Genomic DNA, 25,553 nt, shown 5'->3' with positions numbered 1-25,553 from the left:
GGATCCGCCGGGGCCTTCGTCGTGGGTGGTGCAGCGTCAGCGGTCGCGCTGGGTCAGCTGCCGAGCGCGTCGAGCCAGATCTTGCGGGCGTCGAGGGCTTCCTGGGCGTCCTTGATCTTGCGGGCGTCCCCGGATGCCTTCGCCGACTCGAGTTCGGATTCGAGCTTGCCGATCGCGTCCTCGAGCTGGCTCGCGAGCCCGGTCGTACGGGCCTTGCGCTCCGGGTTCGACTCGCGCCAGTGCGCGTCCTCGAGCCCGCGGACGTGGTCCTCCACCGCGCGGAGGCGGTCCTCGATGCGGCGGACGTCCCCGCGGGGGACCTTGCCGATCTCGTCCCACCGGCGCTGGATGTCCGTGAGGGCCTTGCGGGCCGCGACCCGGTCGTTCTGCTGGAGGAGCGGCTCGGCCTCGGTCAGGACGGCGAGCTTCGCGTCGAGGTTGGCGGAGTACTCCTCGTTCTCCGCGGCGCTCTCGGCGTGGCGCTGTTCGAACAGCACGTCACCTGCGGCCTTGAACCGTGCCCAGAGCGCGTCGTCGTGGCGCTTGCCCGCACGCCCGGCGCGCTTCCAGTCGTCGAGGAGCTGGCGGTAGGTCGGGATGGCATCCGAACCACGGGGCGCGAGCGCTTCGGCCTGCTGGACGAGCTCCTGCTTGCGGGTGCGGGCGTCCCGGTGCTGCGCGTCGAGTTCGGAGTAGAACGCGCGACGGTGCTGGTCCACCGTGGACCGTGCGGCACGGAACCGCTTCCACAGCTCGTTCGCTTCGTTCTTGGGGATCCGCGGCCCGTCGTGCTGGTGCTGCTGCCACCGCGCGAACACGTCGTCGAGCTGCGCGGTGATCTGCTTCCACTGCGCACGTGCCGGGTCGACCGCTGCGAGCGCCTCGGCTTCCTCGACGAGGGCGGTGCGGAACGCGAGTGCCTCGGCGAGGGCCTGCTGGGCCTGCTCCGCCTGCTCCTTGGTCAGCGACCCGAGCTGCTCGGAGAGCGCTGCGACGCGGTCTTCGAGCGACTTGACGTCGCCGACGACGCGGGCTTCGCCCACGAGCGCGGTCAGGTGCTCGACCGTCCTGGCGACGTCGTTCGCGGACGCGCCGCGCTGCACGCGCTGCTCCGCGATCTTCACCTGACCTTCGAGGTCGGCGTACTTGCGCGCGAAGTAGGCGAGTGCTTCTTCGGGGGTGGCGTCCGGGTACTCACCCACGACACGTTCGGTGTCCTGGTACCGGACGTACACGGTGCCGTCATCGTCGACCCGCCCCCAGGTCGTTGCTTCGTCAGATCCCACAGGTCTCGCCTCGATCGTGGTCGTGCATCACCGACGTCACCGTCGGTACGGTCAGGAAGCCACCCTATTGCACTGGCGAGCCCCGCGACCCGCCAGTGTGCTGGTCTGTGGACTACTGCTCCTGCTTGATCGTCGCGCCGGTGATCGTGGTCTTCACCTTCGGTTCCCCGGTACCGTCCGAACCGGCGTCCGAGATGCCCTTCGACGTGATCTTCGACACCAGGTCCGACAGACCGCTGGTGACCTTGCCGACCACCGTGTACCCGCCGGTCGAGCCGTCGAGCGTGGTGTCGCCGTAGACGATGAAGAACTGCGTCGACTGGGAGTACGTGGACGAGCTGCGGGCGATCGCGATCGTGCCCTTGTCGTAGACGTCGTCGCTCGGCGTGTTCTCGATCGGTCCGTACTGGAAGCCAGCGTCGCCCGTGCCGTCGCCGTTCGCCGAACCGCACTGCAGGAACTCGAACCCGTCGCTGTCGGCGAGCCGGTGGCAGCTCGTGCCCTCGTAGAACTGCTTGCGGATCAGGTCGATCTCGACGCTCGTGGCCTGCGGCGCCTTCTTCCCGTCGAGTTCGATCCCGAGCTTCACGTCCTTGTTCAGCGTGAGCGAGCCCGTCCACGTCGAGTCCTTCGCGATGGACTTGCTCGGGACGTCCCCGGTGTTCGCGGGGGTGGCGCTGGCCGAGGGAGTCGGCGTGCTGGTGGCGCTGGCGCTCGCACTCGGCTTCGCGTCGGGCTGCGAGCCGGCGAAGGCGAGCTGGGACCCGGTCGCGAGTGCCGCGACGGCGACGAGCGCGCTGATCCCGATGACGTTGTCCCGCACACGTCGGCGGCGTTGCCGGTCGTGGAGGCCCTGTCGAGCCTCGTAGAGACGGAGCCGCTCGCGCGCCTCACGGTTGTCACGCGCCTGGTTCTTCGGTGCCACGGTGCTGGTCTGCCCTCTCGTCGCAGTGTGCTTGCGAGCGTATCGGACCCGCTCCCATGAGTCGGCTGTCAGTGGTTCCACCTACGATTGAGGGCATGGCATCGGATCGATCGGGCATGACCGCGCCCACGACCGGTGGGCGTGTCGGTCTGGCGCAGGGCTCCGTGCCGCTCGCCGTCCGGATGCGTCCGACCAGCCTCGACGAAGTCGCCGGTCAGCAGCACCTCCTCGGGCGTGGGTCGCCGCTCGTGCAGCTCGCGACCGGCACGCGTGAGAACCCCGGCGGTGTCTCCGTGATCCTCTGGGGACCCCCTGGCACCGGCAAGACCACTCTGGCGCAGGCGATCGCCCGCCAGTCCGGACGCGAGTTCGTCGAGCTCTCCGCGGTGACCGCCGGCGTCAAGGACGTCCGAGAGGTGATGGAGAAGGCCCTCACGCACCGTGACCTCTACGGCTCGACCACGGTGCTGTTCCTCGACGAGATCCACCGCTTCAGCAAGGCGCAGCAGGACGCGCTGCTCCCCGGGGTCGAGAACGGCTGGGTGATCCTCATCGCGGCCACGACCGAGAACCCGTCGTTCTCGGTCATCTCGCCGCTGCTGTCCCGGTCGCTCCTGCTGACCCTGAAGCCGCTCACCGACGCCGACCTCGGCATGCTCGTCGACCGTGCGGTGGAGGACCCCCGTGGCCTCGGTGGGTCCGTCGTCCTCGGCGACGAAGCACGCTCCGCCATCGTCCGGCTCGCATCCGGCGACGCCCGTCGTGCGCTCACGGCGCTGGAAGCCGCTGCCGCCTCGGCCGGGGCGGCACAGGACGACGACGACGACAGCGTGCCGGTGGTCGACGCCGACACCGTCGCGGCCGCCGTCGACCGTGCTCTGCTCCGCTACGACCGGCAGGGCGACGAGCACTACGACGTCATCAGCGCGTTCATCAAGTCGGTGCGGGGGAGCGACGTCGACGCCGCGCTCCACTACCTGGCCCGGATGATCGAGGCAGGAGAGGACTCCCGGTTCATCGCCAGGCGCATCATCATCTCCGCGTCCGAGGACATCGGCATGGCAGACCCCCAGGCGCTCCCGATCGCCGTCGCCGCGGCACAGGCGGTGCAGCTGATCGGCATGCCGGAGGGACGGATCCCCCTGGCAGAAGCGGTCGTGTACCTGGCGACGGCGCCGAAGTCGAACGCCGCGTACAACGGCGTCAACGCGGCGATGGCCGACGTCAAGGCCGGCCGGATGGGCGTCGTACCGAACCACCTCCGGGACGCCCACTACGCCGGTGCGAAGCGGCTCGGGCACGGCAAGGGCTACATCTACTCCCACGACGCCGAGCACGGTGTGGCGGAGCAGCAGTACCTCCCCGACGCGCTCGAGGGCACCGAGTACTACACGCCGACCGCGAACGGCTACGAGCGAGAAGTCGGGCCGCGGCTCGACCGGCTCCGGAAGATCACGCGCGGCACTTCTGGGGACGCCTGAAGCCTGCTATCGTTGACGGGCCTAAGTCCTGGTCCCCGCGTGCGGCTGCGTCGGGGACAGAGTGCCACGCAGCGCAGAGCGTTGTGGCGGCACGGGGGCAGAGGTTCGGACTGTAGCCGTCCGATCCCACAGGCTCATCCCTCTGGATCCCTTCACGGGGTTCGTCGGCACGTGCGCGTGCCGAGACCCGTGTTCAGTTCAGCAACAACAGAGAAAAGGACCCTGTGTCTACCAAGTCACGTACCCGCAGCAAGACCCGCCTGTCTCGCGCGCTCGGCATCCCGCTGACGCCGAAGGCGGCCCGGTACCTCGAGAAGCGCCCTTACGGCCCCGGTGAGCACGGCCGCACGCGTCGTCGTGCCGACAGCGACTACGCCGTCCGCCTCCGTGAGAAGCAGCGTCTGCGCGCCCAGTACGGCATCCGCGAGAAGCAGCTGCGCATCGTCTTCGAAGAGGCCCGCAAGACCAACGGCCTGACCGGTGAGAACCTGGTCGAGCTGCTCGAGCAGCGCCTCGACGCCCTCGTGCTGCGTGCTGGCTTCGCCCGCACCACCGCGCAGGCCCGTCAGCTGATCGTGCACCGCCACATCCTCGTCGACGGCAAGCTCGTCGACCGCCCCTCCTTCCGCGTCAAGGAGGGTCAGCTGATCCACGTCAAGCAGCGCTCCGAGTCGCTCGAGCCCTTCCAGGTCGCCGCTGCCGGTGGCCACCAGGAAGTCCTCCCGAAGGTCCCGGGCTACCTCGAGGTCGAGATCGACAAGCTCCAGGCCCGCCTCGTGCGTCGCCCGAAGCGCGCCGAGGTCCCCGTGACCTGCGAGGTCCAGCTGGTCGTCGAGTACTACGCGGCTCGCTGATCCACTGCACCGCCTGAACGGCGGGTCGTCCACATCGGGCGGCCCGCCGTTCTGCGTTCCCGGAGCGACGACTAAGCTGGTCGGACGCGCGCCACGGCGCGTGCGAGAGGGAGGCACCGTGAAGCAGCTGTTCGCCGTCGCCGTCGGCGTCGTCATCGGGTTCCTCGTCGCCCACCGGGTCAGCAGGACCTCGTCGGGTGCGAAGTTCTTCGCCGAGGTCGATGCCCGCACGAAGGCCTTCACCGGTGCCGTGGCCGACGGGTACCGCTCCCGTGAAGCCGAGCTCCGCACCGACGACTGACCGTCGCACCGACACGCGGCGACACCGTCGCACCGCACAGCCCCAGCGCCCGTACCCGTTCCACGTCATCAGGAAGCACCATGCAGACCGCAGAGATCCGCCGCCGTTGGCTCCAGTACTTCGGTGACCGCGGCCACACCGTCGTACCGTCCGCCTCGCTCGTCTCGGACGACCCGTCGCTGCTGTTCACGGTGGCCGGCATGGTCCCGTTCATCCCGTACCTGACCGGACTCATCCCCGCGCCGTACCCCCGCGCGACGAGCGTGCAGAAGTGCATCCGCACCAACGACATCGAAGAGGTCGGCAAGACCCCGCGGCACGGCACGTTCTTCCAGATGAACGGCAACTTCTCCTTCGGCGACTACTTCAAGGAGCAGGCGATCCAGTACGCCTGGGAGTTCCTCACCTCGCCGGAGCCCGACGGTGGGCTCGGCTTCTCGCCTGACGACCTGTGGGTCACGGTGTACGAGGACGACGACGAGGCGATCGCGTTCTGGAAGCAGCACTCGTCCCTGCCCGACGAGCGCATCCAGCGACTCGGCAAGGACACGAACTACTGGTCGACCGGCCAGCCCGGTCCCGCCGGCCCCTGCTCGGAGATCTTCTTCGACCGCGGCCCGGAGTACGGCATCGACGGTGGTCCGGCGACGGATGACGACCGCTACGTCGAGATCTGGAACCTCGTGTTCATGCAGTACCAGATCGCCGACGTGCGGTCGAAGTACGACTTCGAGATCACCGGCGAGCTGCCGAACAAGAACATCGACACCGGCATGGGGCTCGAGCGCGTCGCCTTCATCAAGCAGGGCGTCGACAACATGTACGAGATCGACCAGGTGCGCCCGGTCCTCGACAAGGCGGCGGAGGTCTCCGGTCGCCGCTACGGTGCGGTGCACGAGGACGACGTCCGCATGCGCGTCATCGCGGACCACGTGCGGTCCTCCCTGATGCTCATCGCGGACGGGGTCACGCCGTCGAACGAGGGACGCGGCTACATCCTCCGCCGTCTGCTGCGCCGCACGGTCCGGGCCATGCGTCTGCTCGGCGTGGAGGGAGCGACGTTCCCCCAGCTGTTCCCCGCGTCGCGTGACGCCATGCGTGACGCCTACCCCGAGGTCGCGTCCGACTACGACCGCATCTCGCGCATCGCCTACGCGGAGGAAGAGACCTTCCTGCGCACCCTGGCACAGGGGACGACGATCCTCGACGTCGCGGTGGACCGCGCGAAGCAGGACAACCAGCCGTCGATCGGCGGGGACACCGCGTTCCTGCTGCACGACACGTTCGGCTTCCCGATCGACCTGACGATGGAGATGGCCGAGGAAGCCGGCGTCCACGTCGACCGCACCGCCTTCGACACCCTGATGTCGGAGCAGCGTGCGCGGGCCAAGGCGGACGCCAAGAGCAAGAAGACCGCGCTGGCCGACCTCAGTGTCTACAGCGCGTTCCGTGCCTCCGGCGAGACCACCTTCCTCGGGTACGACGCCCTCGAAGCCGAGTCCCGCGTGCTCGGCCTCATCGTCGACGGCCAGAGCGTCGACCGTGCGGTCGCCGGCGACATCGCCGAGGTCGTCCTCAGCGAGACCACGCTGTACGCGGAGTCCGGCGGGCAGGACGCCGACCAGGGCTCCATCGTCGGCAACGGCTTCGACCTCGAGGTCCTCGACGTGCAGCGACCGGTGTCCGGACTGTGGAGCCACAAGGTGCAGGTCCGCTCCGGTGAGGTCGGGGTCGGCGACGCAGCCACCACGGTGGTCGACGCCGAGTACCGCAGGGGCGCGACCCAGGCCCACTCCGCCACGCACCTCGTGAACGCGGCGCTCCGCGACATCCTCGGGCCGGAAGCGCTGCAGGCCGGTTCGTACAACAAGTCCGGCTACATGCGCCTGGACTTCTCGTGGAGCCAGCCCGTCTCGCTCGAGACCCGTTCCGAGATCGAAGAGGTCGTGAACACCGCGATCCGCTCCGACCTCGAGGTCTCGACCAGGATCATGCCGCTCGACCAGGCGAAGGAACTCGGTGCGCAGGCATTGTTCGGCGAGAAGTACGGCGCCGAGGTCCGCATGGTCGACATCGGTGGCCCGTGGTCGCGTGAGCTCTGCGGTGGGACGCACGTCGCGTCCAGCTCCCAGGTCGGTCTCGTGAACCTGGTCGGCGAATCCAGCGTCGGTTCCACCAACCGTCGTGTCGAGGCCCTCGTCGGACTCGAGGGCTTCCGTGACCTCGCGGTCGAGCGCACGATCGTGTCGCAGCTCTCGAGCGCGCTGAAGGCCCCCCGCGCCGACCTCCCCACCCGTGTCCAGTCCCTGATGGAGGACCTCCGTGTCGCGCAGAAGCGCATCGCGGAGTTCGAGTCGGCCGGGCTCCAGCAGCGGGTACCGGCGATCGCCCGTCAGGCGACGACGATCGGCGGGACCACCGTGGTCGCCGAGTCGGTCGAGAACCTCGGATCCGCGGACGACCTGCGGTCGCTCGCCACCGGTGTCCGCGCCCAGCTCGGCGACGGCGCCGCGGTGGTCGTGCTCGGCGCCGTGGTCAACGACAAGCCGGCCGTCATCGTCGCGACGAACGACGCCGCCCGTGCGGCCGGGATCCAGGCCGGACCGCTCGCCAAGGAAGCCGCCGGTGTCCTCGGCGGTGGTGGTGGCGGGAAGCCCGACCTCGCACAGGGTGGCGGCACGAACGCCGCGGCACTGCCCGAAGCGCTCCGTGCGGTGACCGCGCGGTTGTCGGCCTGACCATGACGATCCGATCCGGACGCCGCCTCGGCGTCGACGTCGGACGCGCCCGGATCGGTGTCGCCGTCTGCGACCGCGACGGACTCCTCGCAACGCCGGTGGAGACCGTCGCGCGCGACGACGACGCTGACCTGGGGCGGATCCTGACGATCGCCGAGGAGTACGACGTGCTCGAGATCGTCGTCGGGCTGCCGCTGTCGATGTCCGGCGCGGACACGCCGTCCACGACGGACGCAAGGGAGTTCGCGGCCCGGATCGCCGCGCACCGACCCGTCCGTCTGGTCGACGAGCGACTGTCGACGGTGACCGCCCAGCGGGGGATGCGGCAGGCGGGACGCAACGCCAAGAAGTCGCGGTCCGTGATCGACCAAGCGGCCGCTGTTATCATTCTGCAACATGCGCTCGACCACGAGCGCGCGTCCGGCGCCCCACCCGGGGCCACGCTCCCCGAGTAGGGCTGCCCTCCCGTCGCCACCGCAGCGACGGAGCCCCCGCGGAGTCTTCCCGACCGAGAGACCGAGGACCGTTGGCAGACGACCTGGACTGGAACGCGATCATCGCGCCCGGCAACGACGCCGAGCGGCGGGCGAAGCCCACCGACGGTGCACCCGATGGACGCGACGACGTCCGCTCCGCCGACGGTGCCACAGGGCGCCCGCTGTCCCGACGGGAGGCTCGTGCCCGGGAATCGACGTCGGCTCGCGCGGCCGCCGGGTCGCCCCGGGACGACGTGGAGCGGCCGGTCTCACCGGCCGACGCTCCGGTGGCACGATCCGTCGATGAGCTCCACCCGGAGGTGCACGGCCTGCTCACCGAGGGGGCGGCAGCGCCTGCACCAGGCGACGGCGACGGTGCTGGCAGCACCGGTGGCGGCAGCACCGGTGGTGGATCGGCGGGAGGCGGCGGACGTGGGCGCCGAGGCGGACGCGGGGGAGCCTCCAGGCCGCCCCGTGAGCCGCGTCGTCGGTCGCGCGGCGCACTGATCGCCGGCATCGTCATCGTCGCCGTCGTGCTGGCGGCCGGCATCGGCGCGTACACGTTCGCTGCGCCGAAGGTGCAGCAGGTCATCGGAGCGCTCACCGGCGCGAAGGAGACCGATGACTACACCGGGAACGGGACCTCGAAGGTCACCATCACCATCAAGCAGGGCGACATCGGCGAGGACGTCGCGAAGACCCTGCAGCGCAGCGGCGTCGTGAAGACGTCGACCGCGTTCTACAAGCTCCTGCTGGCATCCGGCGACGTCCAGTTCCAGCCGGGTTCCTACGCGCTGAAGAAGCACATGAGCTCGAAGGCCGCGCTCGCGGCGCTGCAGGACAAGGACAACAAGGTCACCGCGTCCATCGTGATCCCGGAGGGCACCGCGCTCAAGGACATCGAGGCCGGCATGGTCTCGAAGGCCGGGCTGAGCGAAGCCGAGGTGTCGTCGGCCGCGAAGGACGTCTCCGCGTACGGGCTACCGAGCGGCGTGACCACCCTCGAGGGCTGGCTCTTCCCGGCGACGTACCCGATCAACCCGGGTTGGACCGCGAAGCAGTACTTCCAGTCCATGGTCGACACGATGAAGCAGCACCTGAAGGACGCCGGCGTGGCCGAGGCGGACCAGGAGCACGTCATCGTGTTCGCGTCGCTCGTGCAGAAGGAAGCAGGCCTGGCAGCCGACTACCCGAAGGTCGCCCGCGTGTTCCAGAACCGCCTCGACCAGGGCATGAAGCTGCAGTCGGACGCGACCGTCGCGTACGGCACGGGGAACACCCACCGGGTGACCACCACCGACGCCGAGCGGAACGACGCCTCGAACCCGTACAACACGTACCAGCACGAGGGTCTGCCGCCCGCGCCGATCTCGAACCCCGGTGACATCGCCATCAAGGCGGTCACCCAAGAGGCCACCGGCAACTGGTTGTACTTCGTCACGGTGAACCTCGAGACGGGCGAGACGGTCTTCTCGGACACCTACGCCGAGCACCAGCAGGCGGTGAAGCAGTTCCAGGCGTGGCTCCGCGCGAACCCCTCGTACCAGTAACGACTCGGGCCCTGGCGCTGTGGGAGGATGGACACCATGCTTCGTTGGTTGACCGCTGGTGAGTCCCACGGACCCGAACTGATCGCGATGCTCGAGGGCCTGCCCGCCGGCGTCCCGGTGTCGTTCGAGTCCATCCGTACCGACCTCGCGCGGCGCAAACTCGGCTACGGCCGCGGCTCGCGCATGAAGTTCGAACAGGACGAGCTGCACGTGTCCGGCGGCGTCCGGCACGGGTACTCCCTCGGCAGCCCGATCGCCATCCGCATCGGCAACACCGAGTGGCCGAAGTGGGTCGAGGTGATGAACCCGGAGCCGGTCGAGCAGACCGAGCTCTCGCGTGGTCGCAGCGCCCCGCTGACCCGCCCGCGTCCGGGGCACGCCGATCTGGTCGGCATGCAGAAGTACGGGTTCGACGAGTCCCGCCCGATCCTCGAACGTGCTTCGGCTCGCGAGACCGCGGCGCGCGTCGCCCTCGGTGCCGTCGCGAAGTCGTTCCTCGCCGAACTCGGAATCCGGTCTGTCGCGCACACGCTGCAGGTCGGGACCGTCCGCGTGCCCGACGGCACCGCACTGCCCCAACCCGACGACGTCGACCGGCTCGACGAGGACCAGCTGCGCTGTTTCGACGCCGACACCTCTGCCCGCATGGTCACCGAGGTCGAGGCGGCGAAGAAGGACGGCGACACCCTCGGCGGTGTCGTCGAGGTGCTGTTCTACGGCGTCCCGCCGGGGCTCGGCTCGCACGTGCAGTGGGACCGTCGTCTCGACGCGCGTCTCGCCGCGGCGATCATGGGCATCCAGGCGATCAAGGGCGTCGAGATCGGCGACGGATTCCAGACGGCTGCCCGCCGCGGTTCCGAAGCGCACGACGAGCTGTTCCGCGAGGACGGCGAGATCATCCGCACGAGCGACCGCGCCGGTGGGACCGAGGGCGGCATGTCCACCGGGACCGTGCTGCGCGTCCGCGCGGGGATGAAGCCGATCGCCACGGTCCCGCACGCGCTGCACACCATCGACGTCGCCACGGGTGAGGACGCCTCCGCGCACCACCAGCGCTCGGACGTCTGCGCCGTCCCGGCCGCCGGTGTGGTCGCCGAGGCCATGGTCGCGCTCGTGCTCGCCGACGCCGTGCTCGAGAAGTTCGGTGGCGACAACGTCGTGGAGACCAAGCGCAACCTCGAGTCGTACCTCGCGTCGATCCCGGAGACCCTGCGTTCACGCCGCACCGAGCCGGCTGAGCCCTCCAGCACCTGGTGAGCAACGAGCGCGCCGCGGCTCCCGTCGTCATCATCGGACCGATGGGCGCCGGCAAGTCGAGCGTGGGCAAGCGCGTCGCGAAGCAGCTCGGCGTGCCGTTCACCGACACCGACCGGGTGATCGTCCGAGAGCACGGACCGATCCCGGGGATCTTCGCGGACCGCGGCGAACCGGCGTTCCGGGCGCTCGAGGCCGATGCGGTGGCCGCGGCGATGGCGTCGGGTGGCGTGGTCGCCGTGGGTGGGGGAGCCGTGACCCACGCGGCCACGCGTGACGCGATGGCCGGGGCGCGCGTCGTCCTGCTCACCGTCTCACCCGAAGCCGTCGCCGAGCGGATCAACGGCTCGGACCGGCCGTTGCTGGCTTCCGGCGGCATCGACGCCTGGCAGACCATCATGGACGAGCGCGCCGCGACCTATGCGGAGCTGGCGCACATCGTCGTCGACACCTCCCGCCGCCCGATGTCGCACGTCGTCGACGACGTCGTCGCGTGGGTGCGGGGGACAACAGGAGGAACACCGTGACCGAGTCGATCCTGCCAGAGGGCACCACCGAGATCCGCGTCGGGGGCGACGACGGGTACGTCGTGGCGGTCGGCAACGGCTTGCTCGGCTCCGTGCCGGCGCTCCTCGGACCGCGGGTCGCCAAGGTGCTCATCGTGCACGCGCCGACCCTCGGTGCACGCGCTGAGGAGCTCCGCGTGCAACTGGTCGACGCCGGCCTCGAGGCGCTCATCGCCGAGGTCCCGGACGCCGAGGCCGCCAAGCGCATCGAGGTCGCCGCGTTCTGCTGGCAGATCATGGGGCAGTCGGACTTCACCAGGACCGACGCCGTGATCGGGCTCGGTGGGGGAGCCGTCACCGACCTCGCCGGGTTCGTCGCCGCGACGTGGCTTCGCGGCGTGCCGTACATCGCGATCCCGACGAGCGTGCTCGGCATGGTGGACGCGAGCGTCGGCGGCAAGACCGGCATCAACACGAACGAGGGCAAGAACCTCGTCGGCGCGTTCTATCCGCCGAAGGCGGTCGTCGCGGACATCGACCTCGTGCTGACGCTGCCGCGCAACGACGTGCTCACCGGGTTCGCGGAGATCGTGAAGGCCGGGTTCATCGCCGTGCCGGAGATCCTCGACATCGTCGAAGCCGACGTGGATCGCGCGACCGACCCCACGACGCCGGAGTTCCGCCGAGTGGTCGAGCTCGCCATCGAGCTGAAGGCACAGGTGGTGTCGGACGACTTCACCGAGCAGGGCCGCCGCGAGATCCTCAACTACGGGCACACGCTCGGGCACGCGATCGAGCACGCCGAGCGGTACCAGTGGCGGCACGGAGCGGCGGTCTCGGTCGGCATGGTGTTCGCCGCGGAACTCGCCCGGTTGACCGGGCACCTCGACGACGCGACCGTGGACCGGCACCGTGCCGTCCTCGATTCGCTGTCGCTGCCCACCACGTACCCGCTCGGCCGGTGGGAGGGGCTCCTCGCCACGATGCGCCGCGACAAGAAGGCGCGTGCCGGGATGCTGCGGTTCATCATCCTCGACGGGGTCGGCAAGCCCGTCACCCTCGAGGGGCCGGAGGACCACCTGCTCTTCACCGCCTACCAGGAGGTCGGCGTCTAGCCCGAGCTCATCGAAGGACGTGGAGCGTCCTCCGCAACCACCACTTCACGCGCATCGACACCGTGATGATGTTGGTGCGGTGGAACTCGGCCCATTCCTCGGGCGTGGCGCCGTTGGCGAATGCCCGCCGTTCGAACGGGTCGGTCGGGACGTCGAGCGGCTTCCGTTTCAGCATGGTGGCACTCCTTCGATCGGCAATCCTTCGGAACGGCGGCGCATCTGTGCCAGCAGCGTGGCGGCGAGCTCGCGGTCGTCCTCGGGAGCCCACCGTAGGTCGCGCACGTTCGCGAGCACACTTTCCGAAATGTCGTGTTCCGTATCGCTCGCGGTCTGGACGGGTGCAGCGGACGGGGCCACGAGGCGGCGGCAGGCCGATCTGTGGGACGCGCGCCGAGCCTCCCGGCTGTGGAGGAGCCGTCTGCGGAAGCCCAGCCCGGGGGAGCATGCTGGCCGAGTGCCCAACCCACCCCGCCTGAGCGACCTCGGCGCCGGGCCGGCGGCGGAGCCCGGAACGCTCCGCACCCGCGCGCGCCGGTTCGCCGAGCTCCTGTCCATCGCCCGTCGACACGGTCTGGTGCCGTTCCGACGGCTCGACTTCTCACGCGACCCGGAGACGTCCGACAAGCGCCGCAGTCAGGCGGAGCACCTCCGCCGCGCGCTCGAAGAAGCCGGCGGCGGATTCGTGAAGATGGGGCAGCTGCTGTCGACCAGGGACGACCTGTTGCCCGACGAGTGGACCGAGGGCCTCGCGCACCTGCAGCGCAACGTGACGGCGGCGGACCCCGCTGCCGTCGCTGCGCTGCTCGCCAGCGATCTGCACGCGCCCGTCGACGAGGTCTTCCAGTCGTTCGACACGACACCCGTCGCGGCCGCGTCGATCGCGCAGGTCCACCGTGCTCGACTGCACGACGGCACGGCGGTCGCCGTGAAGGTGCAGCGACCCGGTATCGACGACGCCGTCCGACGCGACGTCGACATCGCGCTCCGGGTGGTCCGGTTCATGGCCCGCACCTCGACCGAAGCCCGGCAGATCGGCGTGCAGGACGTCGCGGCGCAGTACGCGGCCGACCTCATCAGGCAGGTCGACTTCACATCGGAGCTCCGCAACCTCGAGGCACTCCGCGCGGCGCAGGCACGGAGCGCCCGTCCGGACGAGGTGCGATTCCCGGACCCGTACCCCGAGCTGTCCGGCCGGCGCGTGCTCGTGATGGAGTTCCTCGAGGGCGACACCCTCAGCGCGATCCGGGCCACCAGGTCCGACCGCGACCTGGACGAGCCGATGCGGGCGATCCTGCGTGTGTTCCTCCGGCAGGTGGTCTTCGACGGCATCTACCACGCCGACATGCACCCGGGGAACGTGCTCCTGCTCCCCGACGGTCGGCCGGCACTGATCGACTTCGGGTCGGTCGGACGGCTCGACCCGGGGCTCCGCGACATCGTGCAGGAGCTGCTCGCGTCCTACCTGCAGGACGACACCTCCCGGATCGCGGACGCGGTGCTGCGGATGGCCCCGGTCCGGCGGGCGCAGGACGAGCCGGACTTCCGACGGGACATCGCCCGCTTCGTGGCCGAGGAGCTCGGGCCTGGTGCGCGCATCGGCGTCGAGACCGTCGACCACGCGGTCGAGGTGTTCGGGCAGTACCGGCTGAAGGCCCCGCCGGACTTCGTGGCCGCGGCCAGGGCGCTCGCGATCTTCGAGGGGACGCTCCGGACCCTGGTGCCGAGCTTCGACCTGCTCGAGGAATCGCGGAACCTCGCTCGTGAGCAGATCCGCGACCAGCTGCGCCCCGGCAAGCTGCGGGACGTCGCGCTGAAGGAGCTCTTCGGGCTCGTGTCGACCGCCCGACGCCTGCCGCGCCGCGTCGACCGGATCGGCGAGGCGATCGAGACCGGGAAGCTGACCGTCAACATCCGGCTCTTCGCGGACCAGCGGGACCGTCGGACGCTGTCCGGTCTGATCCGCCGGGTGCTCCTCGTGCTGCTCGGCGCAGGAGCGGGCGTGCTCGCCATCGTCTACCTGGCGTCGCCCGCGCGACCGACGGCGGCGTTGAGCACCGCGGCGGCCGGTGGTCTGCTCGGTGGCGCCGCGGTCGTGCTACTGGTCTGGGCGGCGATCGACGCGTGGCGGGCACGACGGCGGGAGTGACGCCGTCGGCTACACTCGACCGGGGCGCGCGACGCCCGAACACTTCACTCATCAATACGAACGGGACATCGAAGACTCATGGCCAGTACCACTGACATCAAGAACGGCGCCGTTCTCATCATCGACGGGCAGCTCTGGTCGGTCGTCGAGTTCCAGCACGTCAAGCCCGGCAAGGGCGGTGCGTTCGTGCGCACCAAGCTGAAGAACGTCGTCTCCGGCAAGGTCGTCGACCGCACGTTCAACGCGGGCGCGAAGATCGAGACCGCGACGGTCGACCGTCGCGACTACCAGTTCCTCTACGAGGACGGCGACTCGTACGTGTTCATGGACACCGACACCTACGACCAGATCCCGGTCCCCGCGACGGTCGTCGGCGACGCGAAGAACTTCCTGCTCGAGTCCGCGATGGTCACCATCGCGATGAACGAGGGCAACCCGCTCTACATCGAGCTCCCGACCTCGATCGTCACCGAGATCGAGACCGAGCCCGGCCTGCAGGGCGACCGCTCGTCCGGCGGCACCAAGCCCGCGACGATCAAGGCCACCGGTTACCAGATCCAGGTGCCGCTGTACCTGGAGACCGACACCAAGGTGAAGATCGACACGCGCGACGGCAACTACCTCGGCCGCGTCAACGAATGAGCGCTCGTTCCAAGGCCCGCAAGCGCGCCCTCGACATGTTGTACGTGGCGGAGGTCCGCGATCTCCCGATCGCGGACGTCCTCGCCACGGAGACCGTCAGGCACCTCGACCAGCCCGAGCGTGCGTCCAGCTGGGACTACGCCCGGCAGGTCGTCACCGGCGTCGAGGAAGCGCGCGCCGAGATCGACGCCGTGATCGTCGACCACGCCCAGGGCTGGTCGATCGCGCGGATGCCGGTCCTCGACCGCTGCATCCTGCGCATGGGCGTCTGGGAGATCCGGTTCAACGCCGACGTGCCCGACGGCGTCGCCATCGCCGAGGCGGTCGAGCTGGCGCAGTCGCTGTCGACCGAGGAGTCGGCCGGGTTCGTCAACGGCGTCCTCGGTGCCGTCGCCGGGGGCCGTGCACCGTCCGGCCGGACGGTCGCAGGGGACCAGGAGTCCCGGTAGGGTTGACCACGTCAGCATCCTTTAAATGCCGTCCTGAGAGGCGGGGAAGGAGGTCGGCGTGGGTACCAGAACGGTCCTGCAGCACCCCGACATCACGCGTGCTCTGACACGCATCGCCCACGAGATCCTCGAGGCCAACCACGGCGGCTCGGATCTCGTGCTCCTGGGCATCCCGACGCGCGGAGCCGTGCTCGCCGATCGTCTCGCGACGATCCTGGCCGGCATCGAGCCCGACTGGGCCGATCAGCGCGACCAGCGCGTCGGCACGCTCGACGTCACGATGCACCGCGACGACCTCGGCCACGGCATCGGTCGTGCGCCGCACCGCACGACGATCCCGACGACCGGCATCGACGGCAAGGTCGTCGTGCTCGTCGATGACGTGCTCTACTCGGGCCGCACCGTCCGCGCGGCGCTCGACGCGCTGCAGGGGATCGGCCGGCCGCGCGCCGTCCGACTCGCCGTGCTCGTGGACCGGGGGCACCGCGAACTCCCGATCCGTGCCGACCACGTCGGCAAGAACCTGCCGACGGCGTCCGACGAGCGCGTGACGCTCCGGCTGACGGAGACCGACGGCACCGACGAGGTCGTCATCGAACAGAGCGAGCAGCAGGGCGAGACGCCGGGGGCCGCCTCGTGAAGCACCTCCTCTCCACAGCGGACCTGTCCCGCGCCGAGGCGATCCACATCCTCGACGTCGCCGAGGAGATGGCCGAGGTCAACACGCGAGAGGTCAAGCGGCTGCCTGCGCTCCGCGGTAAGACCGTCGTGAACCTCTTCTTCGAGGACTCCACACGCACCCGCATCTCGTTCGAGGCCGCCGCGAAGCGCCTGTCCGCCGACGTCATCAACTTCGCCGCGAAGGGCTCCAGCGTCTCGAAGGGCGAGTCGCTCAAGGACACCGTGCAGACACTCGGTGCGATGGGCATCGACGGCATCGTCATGCGGCACGGCGCGTCCGGCGCCCCGCGGGTGCTCGCCGACGCGGACTGGATCGACGTCCCGGTGGTGAACGCCGGTGACGGGACGCACGAGCACCCGACCCAGGCCCTGCTCGACGCCTTCACGATGCGCCGTCGCCTGCACGGCGGTGCGTCTCGCGGCCAGGGCCTCGACGGTGTGCGCGTGCTGATCGTCGGCGACGTGCTGCACAGTCGCGTCGCACGGTCCAACGCGTGGCTCCTCCGCACGCTCGGTGCCAGCGTCACGTTCGCGGCGCCGCCGACGCTGCTGCCCGCCACCACGACCCCGTTCGGCGCCGCCGTGCACCACGACCTCGACGTGGCCCTCGCCGAGGACCCCGACGTCGTGATGACGCTGCGCATCCAGCAGGAGCGGATGAACGACGCGTTCTTCCCGAACCCACGCGAGTACACCCGGCACTGGGGGCTCACCGCGGCCCGGTTCCAGCGGCTGTCCGAGCGCACGCTCGTGATGCACCCCGGCCCGATGAACCGCGGGCTCGAGATCGCCGGGGTCGCCGCGGACGACGCCCGCTCGACCGTCGTCGAGCAGGTCGCCAACGGCGTGAGCGTCCGCATGGCGGTGCTGTACCTGGCACTGACCGGAAACGAAGCGAAGGAGACCATCGCATGACCGCCCACCTCATCCGCGGCGCGCAGCTGGTCGACGGCACCCGTGCCGACATCCGACTGGAGGCCGGGCGCATCACCGCGGTCGGGTCCGGTCTCGACGCGGCCGGTGCCACGGCCGTGGACGCGGACGGCCTGATCGCCATGCCCGGTCTCGTGGACCTGCACACCCACCTCCGCGAGCCCGGTTTCGAGGAGTCCGAGACGGTCCTGTCCGGCTCGCGTGCCGCGGCCGCCGGCGGCTTCACCGCCGTCAACGCGATGGCGAACTCGAGCCCGGTGGCCGACACCGCCGGGGTCGTCGAGCAGGTCCAGGCCCTCGGCGACGACGCCGGCTACGTCACGGTCCGTCCGATCGGTGCCGTCTCGCAGGGGTTGCAGGGCACGCACCTGTCCGAGATCGGCGCGATGGCGACGTCCAGGGCGAAGGTCCGGGTGTTCTCGGACGACGGCTCGTGTGTGTCCGACCCGCTGCTGATGCGGCGCGCGCTCGAGTACATCAAGGGCTTCGGCGGTGTCCTGGCGCAGCACGCGCAGGAACCCCGCCTGACGATCGGCGCGCAGATGAACGAGGGGCGGCTGTCGTCGGAGCTCGGGCTCGCCGGCTGGCCGTCGGTGGCGGAAGAGGCGATCATCGCCCGCGACGTCCTGCTCGCGGACCACGTCGGTGCGCGGCTGCACGTGTGCCACGTCTCGACCGCCGGCAGCGTGGAGGTCATCCGCTGGGCGAAGTCCCGCGGGATCGACGTCACCGCGGAGGTCACACCGCACCACCTCGTGCTCACCGAGGACCTCATCGCCGGGGTCGACGGTGCACCGGGGTACGACGCCAAGTACAAGGTGAACCCCCCGCTCCGCTCCCGCGAGGACGTCGACGCCCTGCGCGCCGCACTGGCCGACGGCACGATCGACATCGTCGCGACGGACCATGCGCCGCACACGGCAGAGGCCAAGTGCTGCGAGTGGCCGGCGGCCGCCAACGGCATGGTCGGCCTCGAGTCCGCGCTGAGCGTCGTGCACGCCGCGGTGGTCGAGGACGGCCGACTGGACTGGGCGGACGTCGCGCGCGTGCTCTCTAGCGCTCCTGCGCGGATCGGGCAGGTCGCCGGTCACGGGCACGCGATCGCTGCCGGTGCCCCCGCGGAGATCACGCTGTACGACCCGAGCGCGGTCCGCGAGTTCGCGGTGACCGACCTCGCCGGACAGTCGCAGAACTCGCCGTACCTCGGCATGCGGCTCCCGGGTCGGGTCGTCGCGACCTTCCACCAGGGCTACCCGACGCTCCTCGACGGCGTCCTGGTCGACGCCGAGACCGTCGCCGCCGCAGCGGCGGCGACGGCCGGGACGGCGGCGACCGCATGAGCGGTGACGCCGCACGCTGGCTGCTGGGCGGGGTGATCCTGCTCGCCGTGGCCGCGCTGTTCGTCGCCATGGCACGCACCTGGCGGACGCGGGCCCGCAAGCAGGCGGAATCCGTGCCTCCCGTCAGCGTGCCGGCCGAACCCGGGCCGGAAGCCGGGTCGTGGGACGGGTTCACCGTCGCGACGACCCGGGCCGACACCCCGCTCGAACGCATCACCGCAGGCGGACTCGGCTTCCGCGGCCGCGGCGGCGTGACCGTCCACCGGGACGGCGTGGTCCTGCACCTCGCCGGAGCCGACGACCGCTGGGTCGCCCGGGACGCCGTCCGCGGCGCCGACCGCGCCACCTGGGCCATCGACCGCGTGGTCGAACCCGGGGGACTGGTCCGTCTGCGATGGACGGCGACCGGCGCCGCAGGTGCGACGGACCTCGACACCTACTTCCGGTTTCCGGAGGGCGACGCAGCGGCACTGCACGCCCTCCAGGAGCTGGCGACGAAGCACAACCACCCGCACCACGCGGGCGAAGGGACGAACTGATGACACGCGAACGGGCCGTGCTGGTCCTCGAGGACGGCACCCGGTACGACGGATGGGCCTACGGCGCCCGCGGGCGCACACTCGGCGAGGTGGTCTTCGCGACCGGGATGACCGGCTACCAGGAGACCCTGACCGACCCCTCGTACGCCGGGCAGATCGTGGTGCAGACCGCGCCGCACATCGGCAACACCGGGGTCAACGACGAGGACCCCGAGTCCCGCCGCATCTGGGTCGCCGGGTACGTCGTCCGCGACCCCAGCCGTGTCGTGTCGAACCACCGCGCGAACGCCTCCCTCGACGACCACCTCGAGCGTGACGGCATCGTCGGCATCTCCGGCATCGACACCCGTGCGCTCACCCGGCGCATCCGGGACGCCGGCGCGATGAAGGGCGGCGTGTTCAGCGGCCCGGACGCCGCGCTGGCGCCCGAGGAGCAGGCGCGCCTGGTGCGCGAGCAGGCCGACATGGCCGGCGCGAGCTTCTCCGCGACGGTGTCCACCCCCGAGACCTACGTCGTGCCCGCCGTCGGCGAGCAGATCGGCACCCTCGCGGTGCTCGACCTCGGCGTCAAGGCGTCGACCACCCGCTACCTCGCCGAGCGGGGCTTCGAGGTGCACGTCCTGCCCCAGGACGTCACGATCGAGGCGCTCCGAGCGCTCGCCCCCGACGCCCTGTTCTACTCGAACGGTCCTGGCGACCCCGCTGCGTCCGACGCCCAGGTGACGCTCCTGCAGGAGAGCCTGCACGACGGCCGCCCGTTCTTCGGCATCTGCTTCGGCAACCAGCTCCTCGGCCGCGCGCTCGGCTTCGGCACGTACAAGCTGCCGTTCGGCCACCGCGGGATCAACCAGCCGGTGCTCGACACGACGACGGGCAAGGTCGAGATCACGAGCCAGAACCACGGCTTCGCGGTCGACGCCCCCGTCGGCGAGGTCCTCGAGTCGCCTGCCGGGTTCGGCCGCGTCGAGGTCTCGCACTACTCCCTCAACGACAACGTGGTCGAGGGCCTCCGCGCGCTCGACATCCCCGCGTTCAGCGTGCAGTACCACCCGGAGGCCGCCGCGGGACCGCACGACAGCATGTACCTCTTCGACCGCTTCCGGGACATGGTCGTGGCGCGTGCGGAAGGCCGTCCGCTGGACGCCGCCACCGCCGACGCAACGACGCCCGCAGCAGACACCACCAAGGAAGCGAACTGATGCCCAAGCGCTCCGACATCAACTCCGTCCTCGTCATCGGCTCGGGTCCGATCGTCATCGGCCAGGCCGCCGAGTTCGACTACTCCGGCACCCAGGCCTGCCGTGTCCTCCGTGCAGAGGGCATCCGCGTCATCCTCGTGAACCCGAACCCGGCCACGATCATGACCGACCCGGACTTCGCCGACGCGACGTACATCGAGCCGATCACGAACGCCTCGCTCGAGGAGATCATCCGCATCGAGCAGCCGGACGCCGTCCTGCCGACGCTCGGCGGCCAGACCGCCCTGAACGCGGCGATCGCGCTCGACGAGGCCGGGATCCTCGAGAAGCACGGCGTCGAGCTGATCGGCGCCAAGGTCGACGCGATCCAGCGTGGCGAGGACCGGTGGCTCTTCAAGGAGCTCGTGCTCGAGTCCGGCGCCGACGTGGCCCGCAGCCACATCGCGCACACGCTGGAGGAGGCGAAGGCGTTCGCGGCCGACCTCGGCTACCCGCTCGTCGTCCGTCCGTCCTTCACGATGGGCGGCCTCGGCTCCGGCTTCGCGTACAACGAGGACGAGCTCGTCCGCTTCGTCGGCGACGGGCTGCAGTCCAGCCCGACGACCGAGGTCCTGCTCGAGGAGTCGATCCTCGGCTGGAAGGAGTACGAGCTCGAGCTCATGCGGGACAACTACGACAACACCGTCGTGGTCTGCTCGATCGAGAACGTCGACCCGGTCGGCGTGCACACCGGCGACTCGATCACGGTCGCCCCGGCGCTGACGCTCACCGACCGCGAGTACCAGAACCTCCGCGACATCGGCATCGACATCATCCGTCGCGTCGGCGTCGACACCGGCGGCTGCAACATCCAGTTCGCGATCGACCCGTCCAACGGCCGCGTCATCGTGATCGAGATGAACCCGCGTGTGTCCCGCTCGAGTGCCCTCGCGTCGAAGGCGACGGGCTTCCCGATCGCCAAGATCGCCGCGAAGCTCGCCATCGGGTACCGCCTCGACGAGATCCAGAACGACATCACGCGGGTCACCCCGGCGAGCTTCGAGCCGACGCTCGACTACGTCGTGGTCAAGACCCCTCGGTTCGCGTTCGAGAAGTTCCCGGCCGCCGACGCCACGCTGACCACGACGATGAAGAGCGTCGGCGAGGCGATGGCCATCGGCCGGAACTACGCCACCGCCCTGCAGAAGTCGCTCCGCTCGCTGGAGAAGCGCGGCTCGAGCTTCCACTGGGACACCCCGGCCGCCGAGCTCGACAAGGACGCACTGCTGGCGAAGTCGGCGATCCCGACCGACGGCCGCATCGTCACGGTGCAGCAGGCCCTGGTCGCCGGCGCCACCGCAGAAGAGGTCTTCGACGCCACGAAGATCGACCCGTGGTTCATCGACCAGATCGTGCTCATCAACGAGGTCGCCGCCGAGGTCGCCGCGGCAGCGGAACTCGATGCCGACACGATCCGGTGGGCCAAGGAGCACGGCTTCAGCGACATCCAGATCGCGGCGCTGCGCGGCGTCACCGAGCAGGACGTCCGCAACAGCCGTCACGCGCTGGGCATCCGTCCGGTGTTCAAGACGGTGGACACCTGCGCCGGCGAGTTCCCGGCACTCACGCCGTACCACTACTCGTCCTACGACACCGAGACCGAGGTCGCACCCAGCGACCGCAAGAAGGTCGTCATCCTCGGCTCCGGCCCGAACCGCATCGGCCAGGGCGTCGAGTTCGACTACTCCTGCGTGCACGCGTCCTTCGCGCTCTCGGACGCCGGGTTCGAGACGATCATGATCAACTGCAACCCGGAGACGGTCTCCACCGACTACGACACCTCCGACCGCCTGTACTTCGAGCCGCTGACCACCGAGGACGTCCTCGAGGTCATCGAGGCCGAGGCGGCGTCCGGCGAGCTGGTCGGCGTCGTCGTGCAGCTCGGCGGCCAGACGGCCCTGGGGCTCGCGAAGCCGCTCGAGGCAGCCGGCATCCCGATCCTCGGCACCAGCCCGACGGCGATCGACTCCGCCGAGGAGCGCGGCCAGTTCTCCGCGATCCTCGACGAGGCCGGGCTGCTCGCCCCGCGCAACGGAACCGCGCACGACCTCGCCAGCGCGACCGCGGTGGCCGAGGAGATCGGGTACCCGGTGCTCGTCCGCCCGTCGTTCGTCCTGGGTGGCCGCGGCATGGAGATCGTCTACGACTCCACCGCGATGGCCGACTACTTCGACCGGATGGCCGACCAGGCGATCATCGGCCCTGATCTGCCGCTCCTGGTGGACCGGTTCCTCGACGACGCCGTGGAGATCGACGTCGACGCGCTCTTCGACGGTGAGCGGCTCTACATCGGCGGCATCATGGAGCACATCGAGGAAGCCGGGATCCACTCCGGCGACTCGTCCTGCACGCTCCCGCCGGTCGGGCTCGGCCGCGGCGAGATCCAGGCCGTCGTCGACGCGACCGAGAAGATCGCGCGCGGCATCGGCGTCCGAGGGCTGCTCAACGTGCAGTTCGCGATCGGTGCCGGGGTGCTCTACGTGCTCGAGGCGAACCCTCGTGCCAGCCGTACCGTCCCGTTCGTCTCCAAGGCGCTCGGCATCGCGCTGGCCAAGGCCGCTGCCCGCATCATGACCGGGACCACCGTCGACGGGCTCGTCGCCGAGGGGCTGCTGCCCGAGCGGGACGGCGCGTTCGTCCCCGCACAGGCGCCGGTCGCGGTCAAGGAGGCCGTGCTGCCCTTCCGCAGGTTCCGCACCGCAGAGGGCCAGGTCGTCGACTCGGTCCTCAGCCCGGAGATGCGCTCCACGGGCGAGGTCATGGGCATCGACCGCGACTTCCCGCGGGCGTTCCTCAAGTCGCAGGAAGCCGCGTACGGCGGACTGCCGACCTCCGGCACGGTCTTCGTGAGCGTCGCCGACACCGACAAGCGCGCGATCGTGCTGCCGGTGCACCGCCTCCAGCAGCTCGGCTTCACGATCACCGCGACCGAGGGCACCGCCGAGGTGCTCCGCCGCAACGGCATCCAGGTGTCGGTCGTCGGCAAGTTCAGCCAGGGCGGCGACAGCGTCGTGGAGATGCTCGCCCGCGACGAGGTCGACATCGTGATCAACACCCCGTCGGGCGCGTCGGGTCGTGCGGACGGCTACGAGATCCGCGCGGCCACCGTCGCGGCGGACAAGCCGCTGTTCACCACGATCGCGCAGCTCGGTGCGGCCGTCGCGGCGATCGAGACGATCGGCACGCAGCACAGCGTCCGCAGCCTGCAGGACTACGCGCTCGAGCGGGCGGGCTGGTGACGGACCGCCTCGACGCCGCAGACCGGTCGGGAGGCCCGGAGCCGTTCGGCGTCCGGCTCGCGGCCGCCATCGGGTCGCGGTCCGCGCTGTGCGTCGGGATCGACCCCCATGCCGCCACCCTGGCGGCGTGGGGGCTCGGTCGTGACGAAGCGGGTCTGACCGAGTTCGGCCGCGTCCTGGTGGACGCGGCCGCCGGCCGCGCCGCGGTCGTGAAGCCGCAGATCGCCTTCTTCGAGGCCGCGGGGGTGGACGGATACCGTGCTCTCGACGCGACGATCCGCCGGGCACGCGATGCGGGCCTCCTGGTCGTCGCCGACGTGAAGCGCGGCGACATCGGATCCACCGGGGACGACTACGCGCTCGCGTGGCTGGACCGCGACGGGCCGTTCGCCGCCGACGCGATGACGGTCTCGCCGTACCTCGGCTACGGCTCGCTCGCCGGCACGGTCGACGTCGCGCGACGGAACGGCGCCGGCGTGTTCGTGCTCGCGGCGACGAGCAACCCCGAGGCCCGCGTCCTGCAGACCGCAGTGCTGGCGGAGGGCCCGCGTGCGGGGCGCTCCGTCGCGGCCGGTATCGTTCTCGACGTGGCAGACGACAACCCGGCCGTGGGCGACCAGGCCATCGGCGACGTCGGGCTCGTGCTCGGCGCGACCCTCTCCCTGCAGGACTTCGGCATCGGCGCGGACGAGATCGGCACCTCGCCGATCCTGGCTCCGGGGTTCGGTGCGCAGGGCGCTCGCATCGAGGACCTCAGGTCCCTGTACGGCTCCCGTGCCGAGCAGGTGCTCGTGAGCGAGTCCCGCGGGCTGCTCACCGACGGGCCGGACGGCGTCGCGTCGCTCGTCACCGACCGTGCCGATCGGATCGCGGCGGCGCTGGCTGGGGCAGGGGCATGACCGACGACCGCAGCCAGCTGCCCGCGCACCGCAATCCACCGGAGGTGGACCGTGTCGCGGCCGCACGTGCGGCGGTCGCCGCGCGTCGCGCCCGGGCCGCCGTGAAGGCCGCCGTCGCGTCGGGGGAGCGGTCGGCACTCGACGTCGCGCGCACCGCATGGAGCGACGAGGACGCACCGGCCGAGAAGTCCCTGCGCGTCCGTGACCTCCTCACCAGCCTGAGCGGGATCGGTCCGGCGCGGGCCGAGGGGATCATGGGCACGCTCCGGATCGCGCCGTCGAAGCGCCTCGGCGGGCTCGGGACCCGGCAGCGGACCGCGCTGTCGGACTGGCTCGTCGCGCGTGGCCGCAAGCGTGGCGTGTCGAAGCTCGTCGTGCTCGCGGGTCCGACCGCCGTCGGCAAGGGCACCGTGAGCGCGTACATCCGCGAGCAGTACCCCGAGGTGAACCTCAGCGTGTCCGCGACGACGAGGAAGCCCCGTCCCGGCGAGGTCGACGGCGTGCACTACTACTTCGTCGACGACGCCGAGTTCGACCGGATGATCCGGGACCGCGAGCTCCTCGAGTGGGCGACCGTGCACAACTCGTACCGATACGGCACCCCGCGTCCGCCGATCGACCGCGCGCTCGACGCCGGCGACAAGGTGATGCTCGAGATCGACCTGCAGGGCGCTCGGCAGGTCCGTGACGCCATGCCCGAGGCGGTGCTCGTGTTCCTGCTGCCGCCGACGTGGGACGAACTCGTCCGCCGGCTGATCGGTCGCGGCACGGAATCCGCAGAGGAACAGGCCCGTCGGCTCGAGACCGCGAAGGTCGAACTCGCCGCGCAGGACGAGTTCGACGTGCGCATCGTGAACTCCGATGTCAGCACCGCGGCACAGGAAGTCGTAGACTTGTTCACTGCGCCCTAGCCGGGTGCCACTGCGCCCGTTCGGGCGCGACTGCGCCCCGCCGGGTGCGA

23 protein-coding genes are annotated in these 25,553 nt (G+C 70.5%); 20 read left to right on the top strand and 3 right to left on the bottom strand.

Translation table 11 applies throughout. From position 1 onward, the window contains the following. Positions 1-53: 53 nt before the first annotated feature. Together QK288_RS12975 and QK288_RS12970 are read right to left on the bottom strand one after the other, a co-directional pair. Positions 54-1,286 carry a DUF349 domain-containing protein gene (locus tag QK288_RS12975; protein ID WP_281264716.1) on the bottom strand — a complete coding sequence of 411 codons (1,233 nt, stop codon included), beginning with the start codon at positions 1,284-1,286 and terminating at the stop codon, positions 54-56. Positions 1,287-1,398: 112 nt separating this feature from the next. Next, positions 1,399-2,211 carry a peptidylprolyl isomerase gene (locus QK288_RS12970; protein WP_281264715.1) on the bottom strand — a complete coding sequence of 271 codons (813 nt, stop codon included), beginning with the start codon at positions 2,209-2,211 and terminating at the stop codon, positions 1,399-1,401. Between the two features lie 116 nt (positions 2,212-2,327). Between QK288_RS12970 and QK288_RS12965 the strand changes: the two genes are divergently transcribed. The 9 genes from QK288_RS12965 to aroB all read left to right on the top strand — a co-directional run bounded on the left by QK288_RS12965 (position 2,328) and on the right by aroB (position 12,486). After that, on the top strand, positions 2,328-3,692 hold the full coding sequence (locus tag QK288_RS12965; protein WP_281267588.1) for a replication-associated recombination protein A: 1,365 nt from the start codon (positions 2,328-2,330) through the stop codon (positions 3,690-3,692). Between the two features lie 224 nt (positions 3,693-3,916). After that, entirely contained in the window at positions 3,917-4,546 is a 630-nt protein-coding gene (rpsD, locus tag QK288_RS12960; protein ID WP_281264714.1) for a 30S ribosomal protein S4, read from the top strand. 118 nt (positions 4,547-4,664) lie between these two features. Continuing rightward, positions 4,665-4,847 carry a hypothetical protein gene (locus QK288_RS12955; protein WP_281264713.1) on the top strand — a complete coding sequence of 61 codons (183 nt, stop codon included), beginning with the start codon at positions 4,665-4,667 and terminating at the stop codon, positions 4,845-4,847. 80 nt (positions 4,848-4,927) lie between these two features. Beyond that, positions 4,928-7,585, top strand: a complete 2,658-nt coding sequence (alaS, locus tag QK288_RS12950; RefSeq protein WP_281264712.1) for an alanine--tRNA ligase — start codon at positions 4,928-4,930, stop codon at positions 7,583-7,585. A 2-nt stretch (positions 7,586-7,587) separates the two neighbouring features. Continuing rightward, complete coding sequence (ruvX, locus tag QK288_RS12945) at positions 7,588-8,040, top strand: Holliday junction resolvase RuvX (RefSeq protein ID WP_281264711.1); 453 nt, start codon at positions 7,588-7,590, stop codon at positions 8,038-8,040. 71 nt (positions 8,041-8,111) lie between these two features. Further along, a complete protein-coding gene (gene mltG / locus QK288_RS12940; protein WP_281264710.1) occupies positions 8,112-9,611 on the top strand; it encodes an endolytic transglycosylase MltG in 1,500 nt (499 codons plus the stop codon). 36 nt (positions 9,612-9,647) lie between these two features. Further along, positions 9,648-10,868, top strand: a complete 1,221-nt coding sequence (aroC, locus tag QK288_RS12935) for a chorismate synthase (RefSeq protein ID WP_281264709.1) — start codon at positions 9,648-9,650, stop codon at positions 10,866-10,868. Next, positions 10,865-11,392 (top strand): shikimate kinase, encoded by a 528-nt coding sequence (locus tag QK288_RS12930; RefSeq protein ID WP_281264708.1) that lies wholly within the window; start codon positions 10,865-10,867, stop codon positions 11,390-11,392. The genes aroC and QK288_RS12930 overlap by 4 nt, the downstream gene beginning before the upstream one ends. 11 nt (positions 11,393-11,403) lie before the next feature. Then, entirely contained in the window at positions 11,404-12,486 is a 1,083-nt protein-coding gene (gene aroB, locus QK288_RS12925) for a 3-dehydroquinate synthase (protein WP_281267587.1), read from the top strand. Between the two features lie 7 nt (positions 12,487-12,493). Here aroB and QK288_RS12920 read toward each other — a convergent pair whose 3' ends face one another. After that, a complete protein-coding gene (locus QK288_RS12920) occupies positions 12,494-12,661 on the bottom strand; it encodes a hypothetical protein (protein WP_281264707.1) in 168 nt (55 codons plus the stop codon). 279 nt (positions 12,662-12,940) lie between these two features. On the opposite strand from QK288_RS12920, the gene QK288_RS12915 reads away from it, so the two are divergent. The 11 genes from QK288_RS12915 to gmk all read left to right on the top strand — a co-directional run bounded on the left by QK288_RS12915 (position 12,941) and on the right by gmk (position 25,503). Continuing rightward, on the top strand, positions 12,941-14,632 hold the full coding sequence (locus QK288_RS12915) for an AarF/UbiB family protein (protein WP_281264706.1): 1,692 nt from the start codon (positions 12,941-12,943) through the stop codon (positions 14,630-14,632). Between the two features lie 78 nt (positions 14,633-14,710). Beyond that, on the top strand, positions 14,711-15,274 hold the full coding sequence (gene efp / locus QK288_RS12910) for an elongation factor P (RefSeq protein WP_144758338.1): 564 nt from the start codon (positions 14,711-14,713) through the stop codon (positions 15,272-15,274). After that, positions 15,271-15,723, top strand: coding sequence for a transcription antitermination factor NusB (gene nusB / locus QK288_RS12905; RefSeq protein ID WP_281264705.1), 453 nt, complete (start codon positions 15,271-15,273; stop codon positions 15,721-15,723). The genes efp and nusB overlap by 4 nt, the downstream gene beginning before the upstream one ends. Before the next feature lie 58 nt (positions 15,724-15,781). Then, on the top strand, positions 15,782-16,363 hold the full coding sequence (gene pyrR / locus QK288_RS12900; protein WP_281264704.1) for a bifunctional pyr operon transcriptional regulator/uracil phosphoribosyltransferase PyrR: 582 nt from the start codon (positions 15,782-15,784) through the stop codon (positions 16,361-16,363). After that, positions 16,360-17,319, top strand: coding sequence for an aspartate carbamoyltransferase catalytic subunit (locus QK288_RS12895; protein WP_281264703.1), 960 nt, complete (start codon positions 16,360-16,362; stop codon positions 17,317-17,319). Before pyrR ends, QK288_RS12895 begins: the two co-directional genes overlap by 4 nt. Further along, the gene (locus QK288_RS12890) at positions 17,316-18,677 is read left to right on the top strand and encodes a dihydroorotase (RefSeq protein WP_281264702.1); all 1,362 of its coding nucleotides are present in this window, start codon (positions 17,316-17,318) and stop codon (positions 18,675-18,677) included. The genes QK288_RS12895 and QK288_RS12890 overlap by 4 nt, the downstream gene beginning before the upstream one ends. After that, complete coding sequence (locus QK288_RS12885; protein WP_281264701.1) at positions 18,674-19,216, top strand: hypothetical protein; 543 nt, start codon at positions 18,674-18,676, stop codon at positions 19,214-19,216. The genes QK288_RS12890 and QK288_RS12885 overlap by 4 nt, the downstream gene beginning before the upstream one ends. Then, positions 19,216-20,415: a glutamine-hydrolyzing carbamoyl-phosphate synthase small subunit gene (gene carA / locus QK288_RS12880; protein ID WP_281264700.1), complete on the top strand. Its 1,200-nt coding sequence runs from the start codon at positions 19,216-19,218 to the stop codon at positions 20,413-20,415. Before QK288_RS12885 ends, carA begins: the two co-directional genes overlap by 1 nt. Continuing rightward, positions 20,415-23,693 (top strand): carbamoyl-phosphate synthase large subunit, encoded by a 3,279-nt coding sequence (gene carB, locus QK288_RS12875; protein WP_281264699.1) that lies wholly within the window; start codon positions 20,415-20,417, stop codon positions 23,691-23,693. The genes carA and carB overlap by 1 nt, the downstream gene beginning before the upstream one ends. After that, positions 23,690-24,592, top strand: coding sequence for an orotidine-5'-phosphate decarboxylase (pyrF, locus tag QK288_RS12870; protein WP_281264698.1), 903 nt, complete (start codon positions 23,690-23,692; stop codon positions 24,590-24,592). Before carB ends, pyrF begins: the two co-directional genes overlap by 4 nt. Beyond that, positions 24,589-25,503 carry a guanylate kinase gene (gmk, locus tag QK288_RS12865; RefSeq protein ID WP_281264697.1) on the top strand — a complete coding sequence of 305 codons (915 nt, stop codon included), beginning with the start codon at positions 24,589-24,591 and terminating at the stop codon, positions 25,501-25,503. Before pyrF ends, gmk begins: the two co-directional genes overlap by 4 nt. Positions 25,504-25,553: the final 50 nt, after the last annotated feature.

It is taken from the genome of Curtobacterium sp. 9128, from assembly GCF_900086645.1.
Lineage (GTDB): Bacteria > Actinomycetota > Actinomycetes > Actinomycetales > Microbacteriaceae > Curtobacterium.
Note: the sequence above shows the minus strand (reverse complement) of the source record. Positions and strands in the feature narration are given on the sequence as shown.

Coding starts and splice junctions, on each gene's coding strand:
- QK288_RS12890 (WP_281264702.1), top strand. CDS start 17,316: ATGACCGCCCACCTCATCCGCGGCGCGCAGCTGGTCGACGGCACCCGT.
- gmk (WP_281264697.1), top strand. CDS start 24,589: ATGACCGACGACCGCAGCCAGCTGCCCGCGCACCGCAATCCACCGGAG.
- aroC (WP_281264709.1), top strand. CDS start 9,648: ATGCTTCGTTGGTTGACCGCTGGTGAGTCCCACGGACCCGAACTGATC.
- QK288_RS12920 (WP_281264707.1), bottom strand. CDS start 12,661: ATGCTGAAACGGAAGCCGCTCGACGTCCCGACCGACCCGTTCGAACGG.
- QK288_RS12885 (WP_281264701.1), top strand. CDS start 18,674: ATGAGCGGTGACGCCGCACGCTGGCTGCTGGGCGGGGTGATCCTGCTC.
- carA (WP_281264700.1), top strand. CDS start 19,216: ATGACACGCGAACGGGCCGTGCTGGTCCTCGAGGACGGCACCCGGTAC.
- carB (WP_281264699.1), top strand. CDS start 20,415: ATGCCCAAGCGCTCCGACATCAACTCCGTCCTCGTCATCGGCTCGGGT.
- ruvX (WP_281264711.1), top strand. CDS start 7,588: ATGACGATCCGATCCGGACGCCGCCTCGGCGTCGACGTCGGACGCGCC.
- alaS (WP_281264712.1), top strand. CDS start 4,928: ATGCAGACCGCAGAGATCCGCCGCCGTTGGCTCCAGTACTTCGGTGAC.
- QK288_RS12965 (WP_281267588.1), top strand. CDS start 2,328: ATGACCGCGCCCACGACCGGTGGGCGTGTCGGTCTGGCGCAGGGCTCC.
- efp (WP_144758338.1), top strand. CDS start 14,711: ATGGCCAGTACCACTGACATCAAGAACGGCGCCGTTCTCATCATCGAC.
- nusB (WP_281264705.1), top strand. CDS start 15,271: ATGAGCGCTCGTTCCAAGGCCCGCAAGCGCGCCCTCGACATGTTGTAC.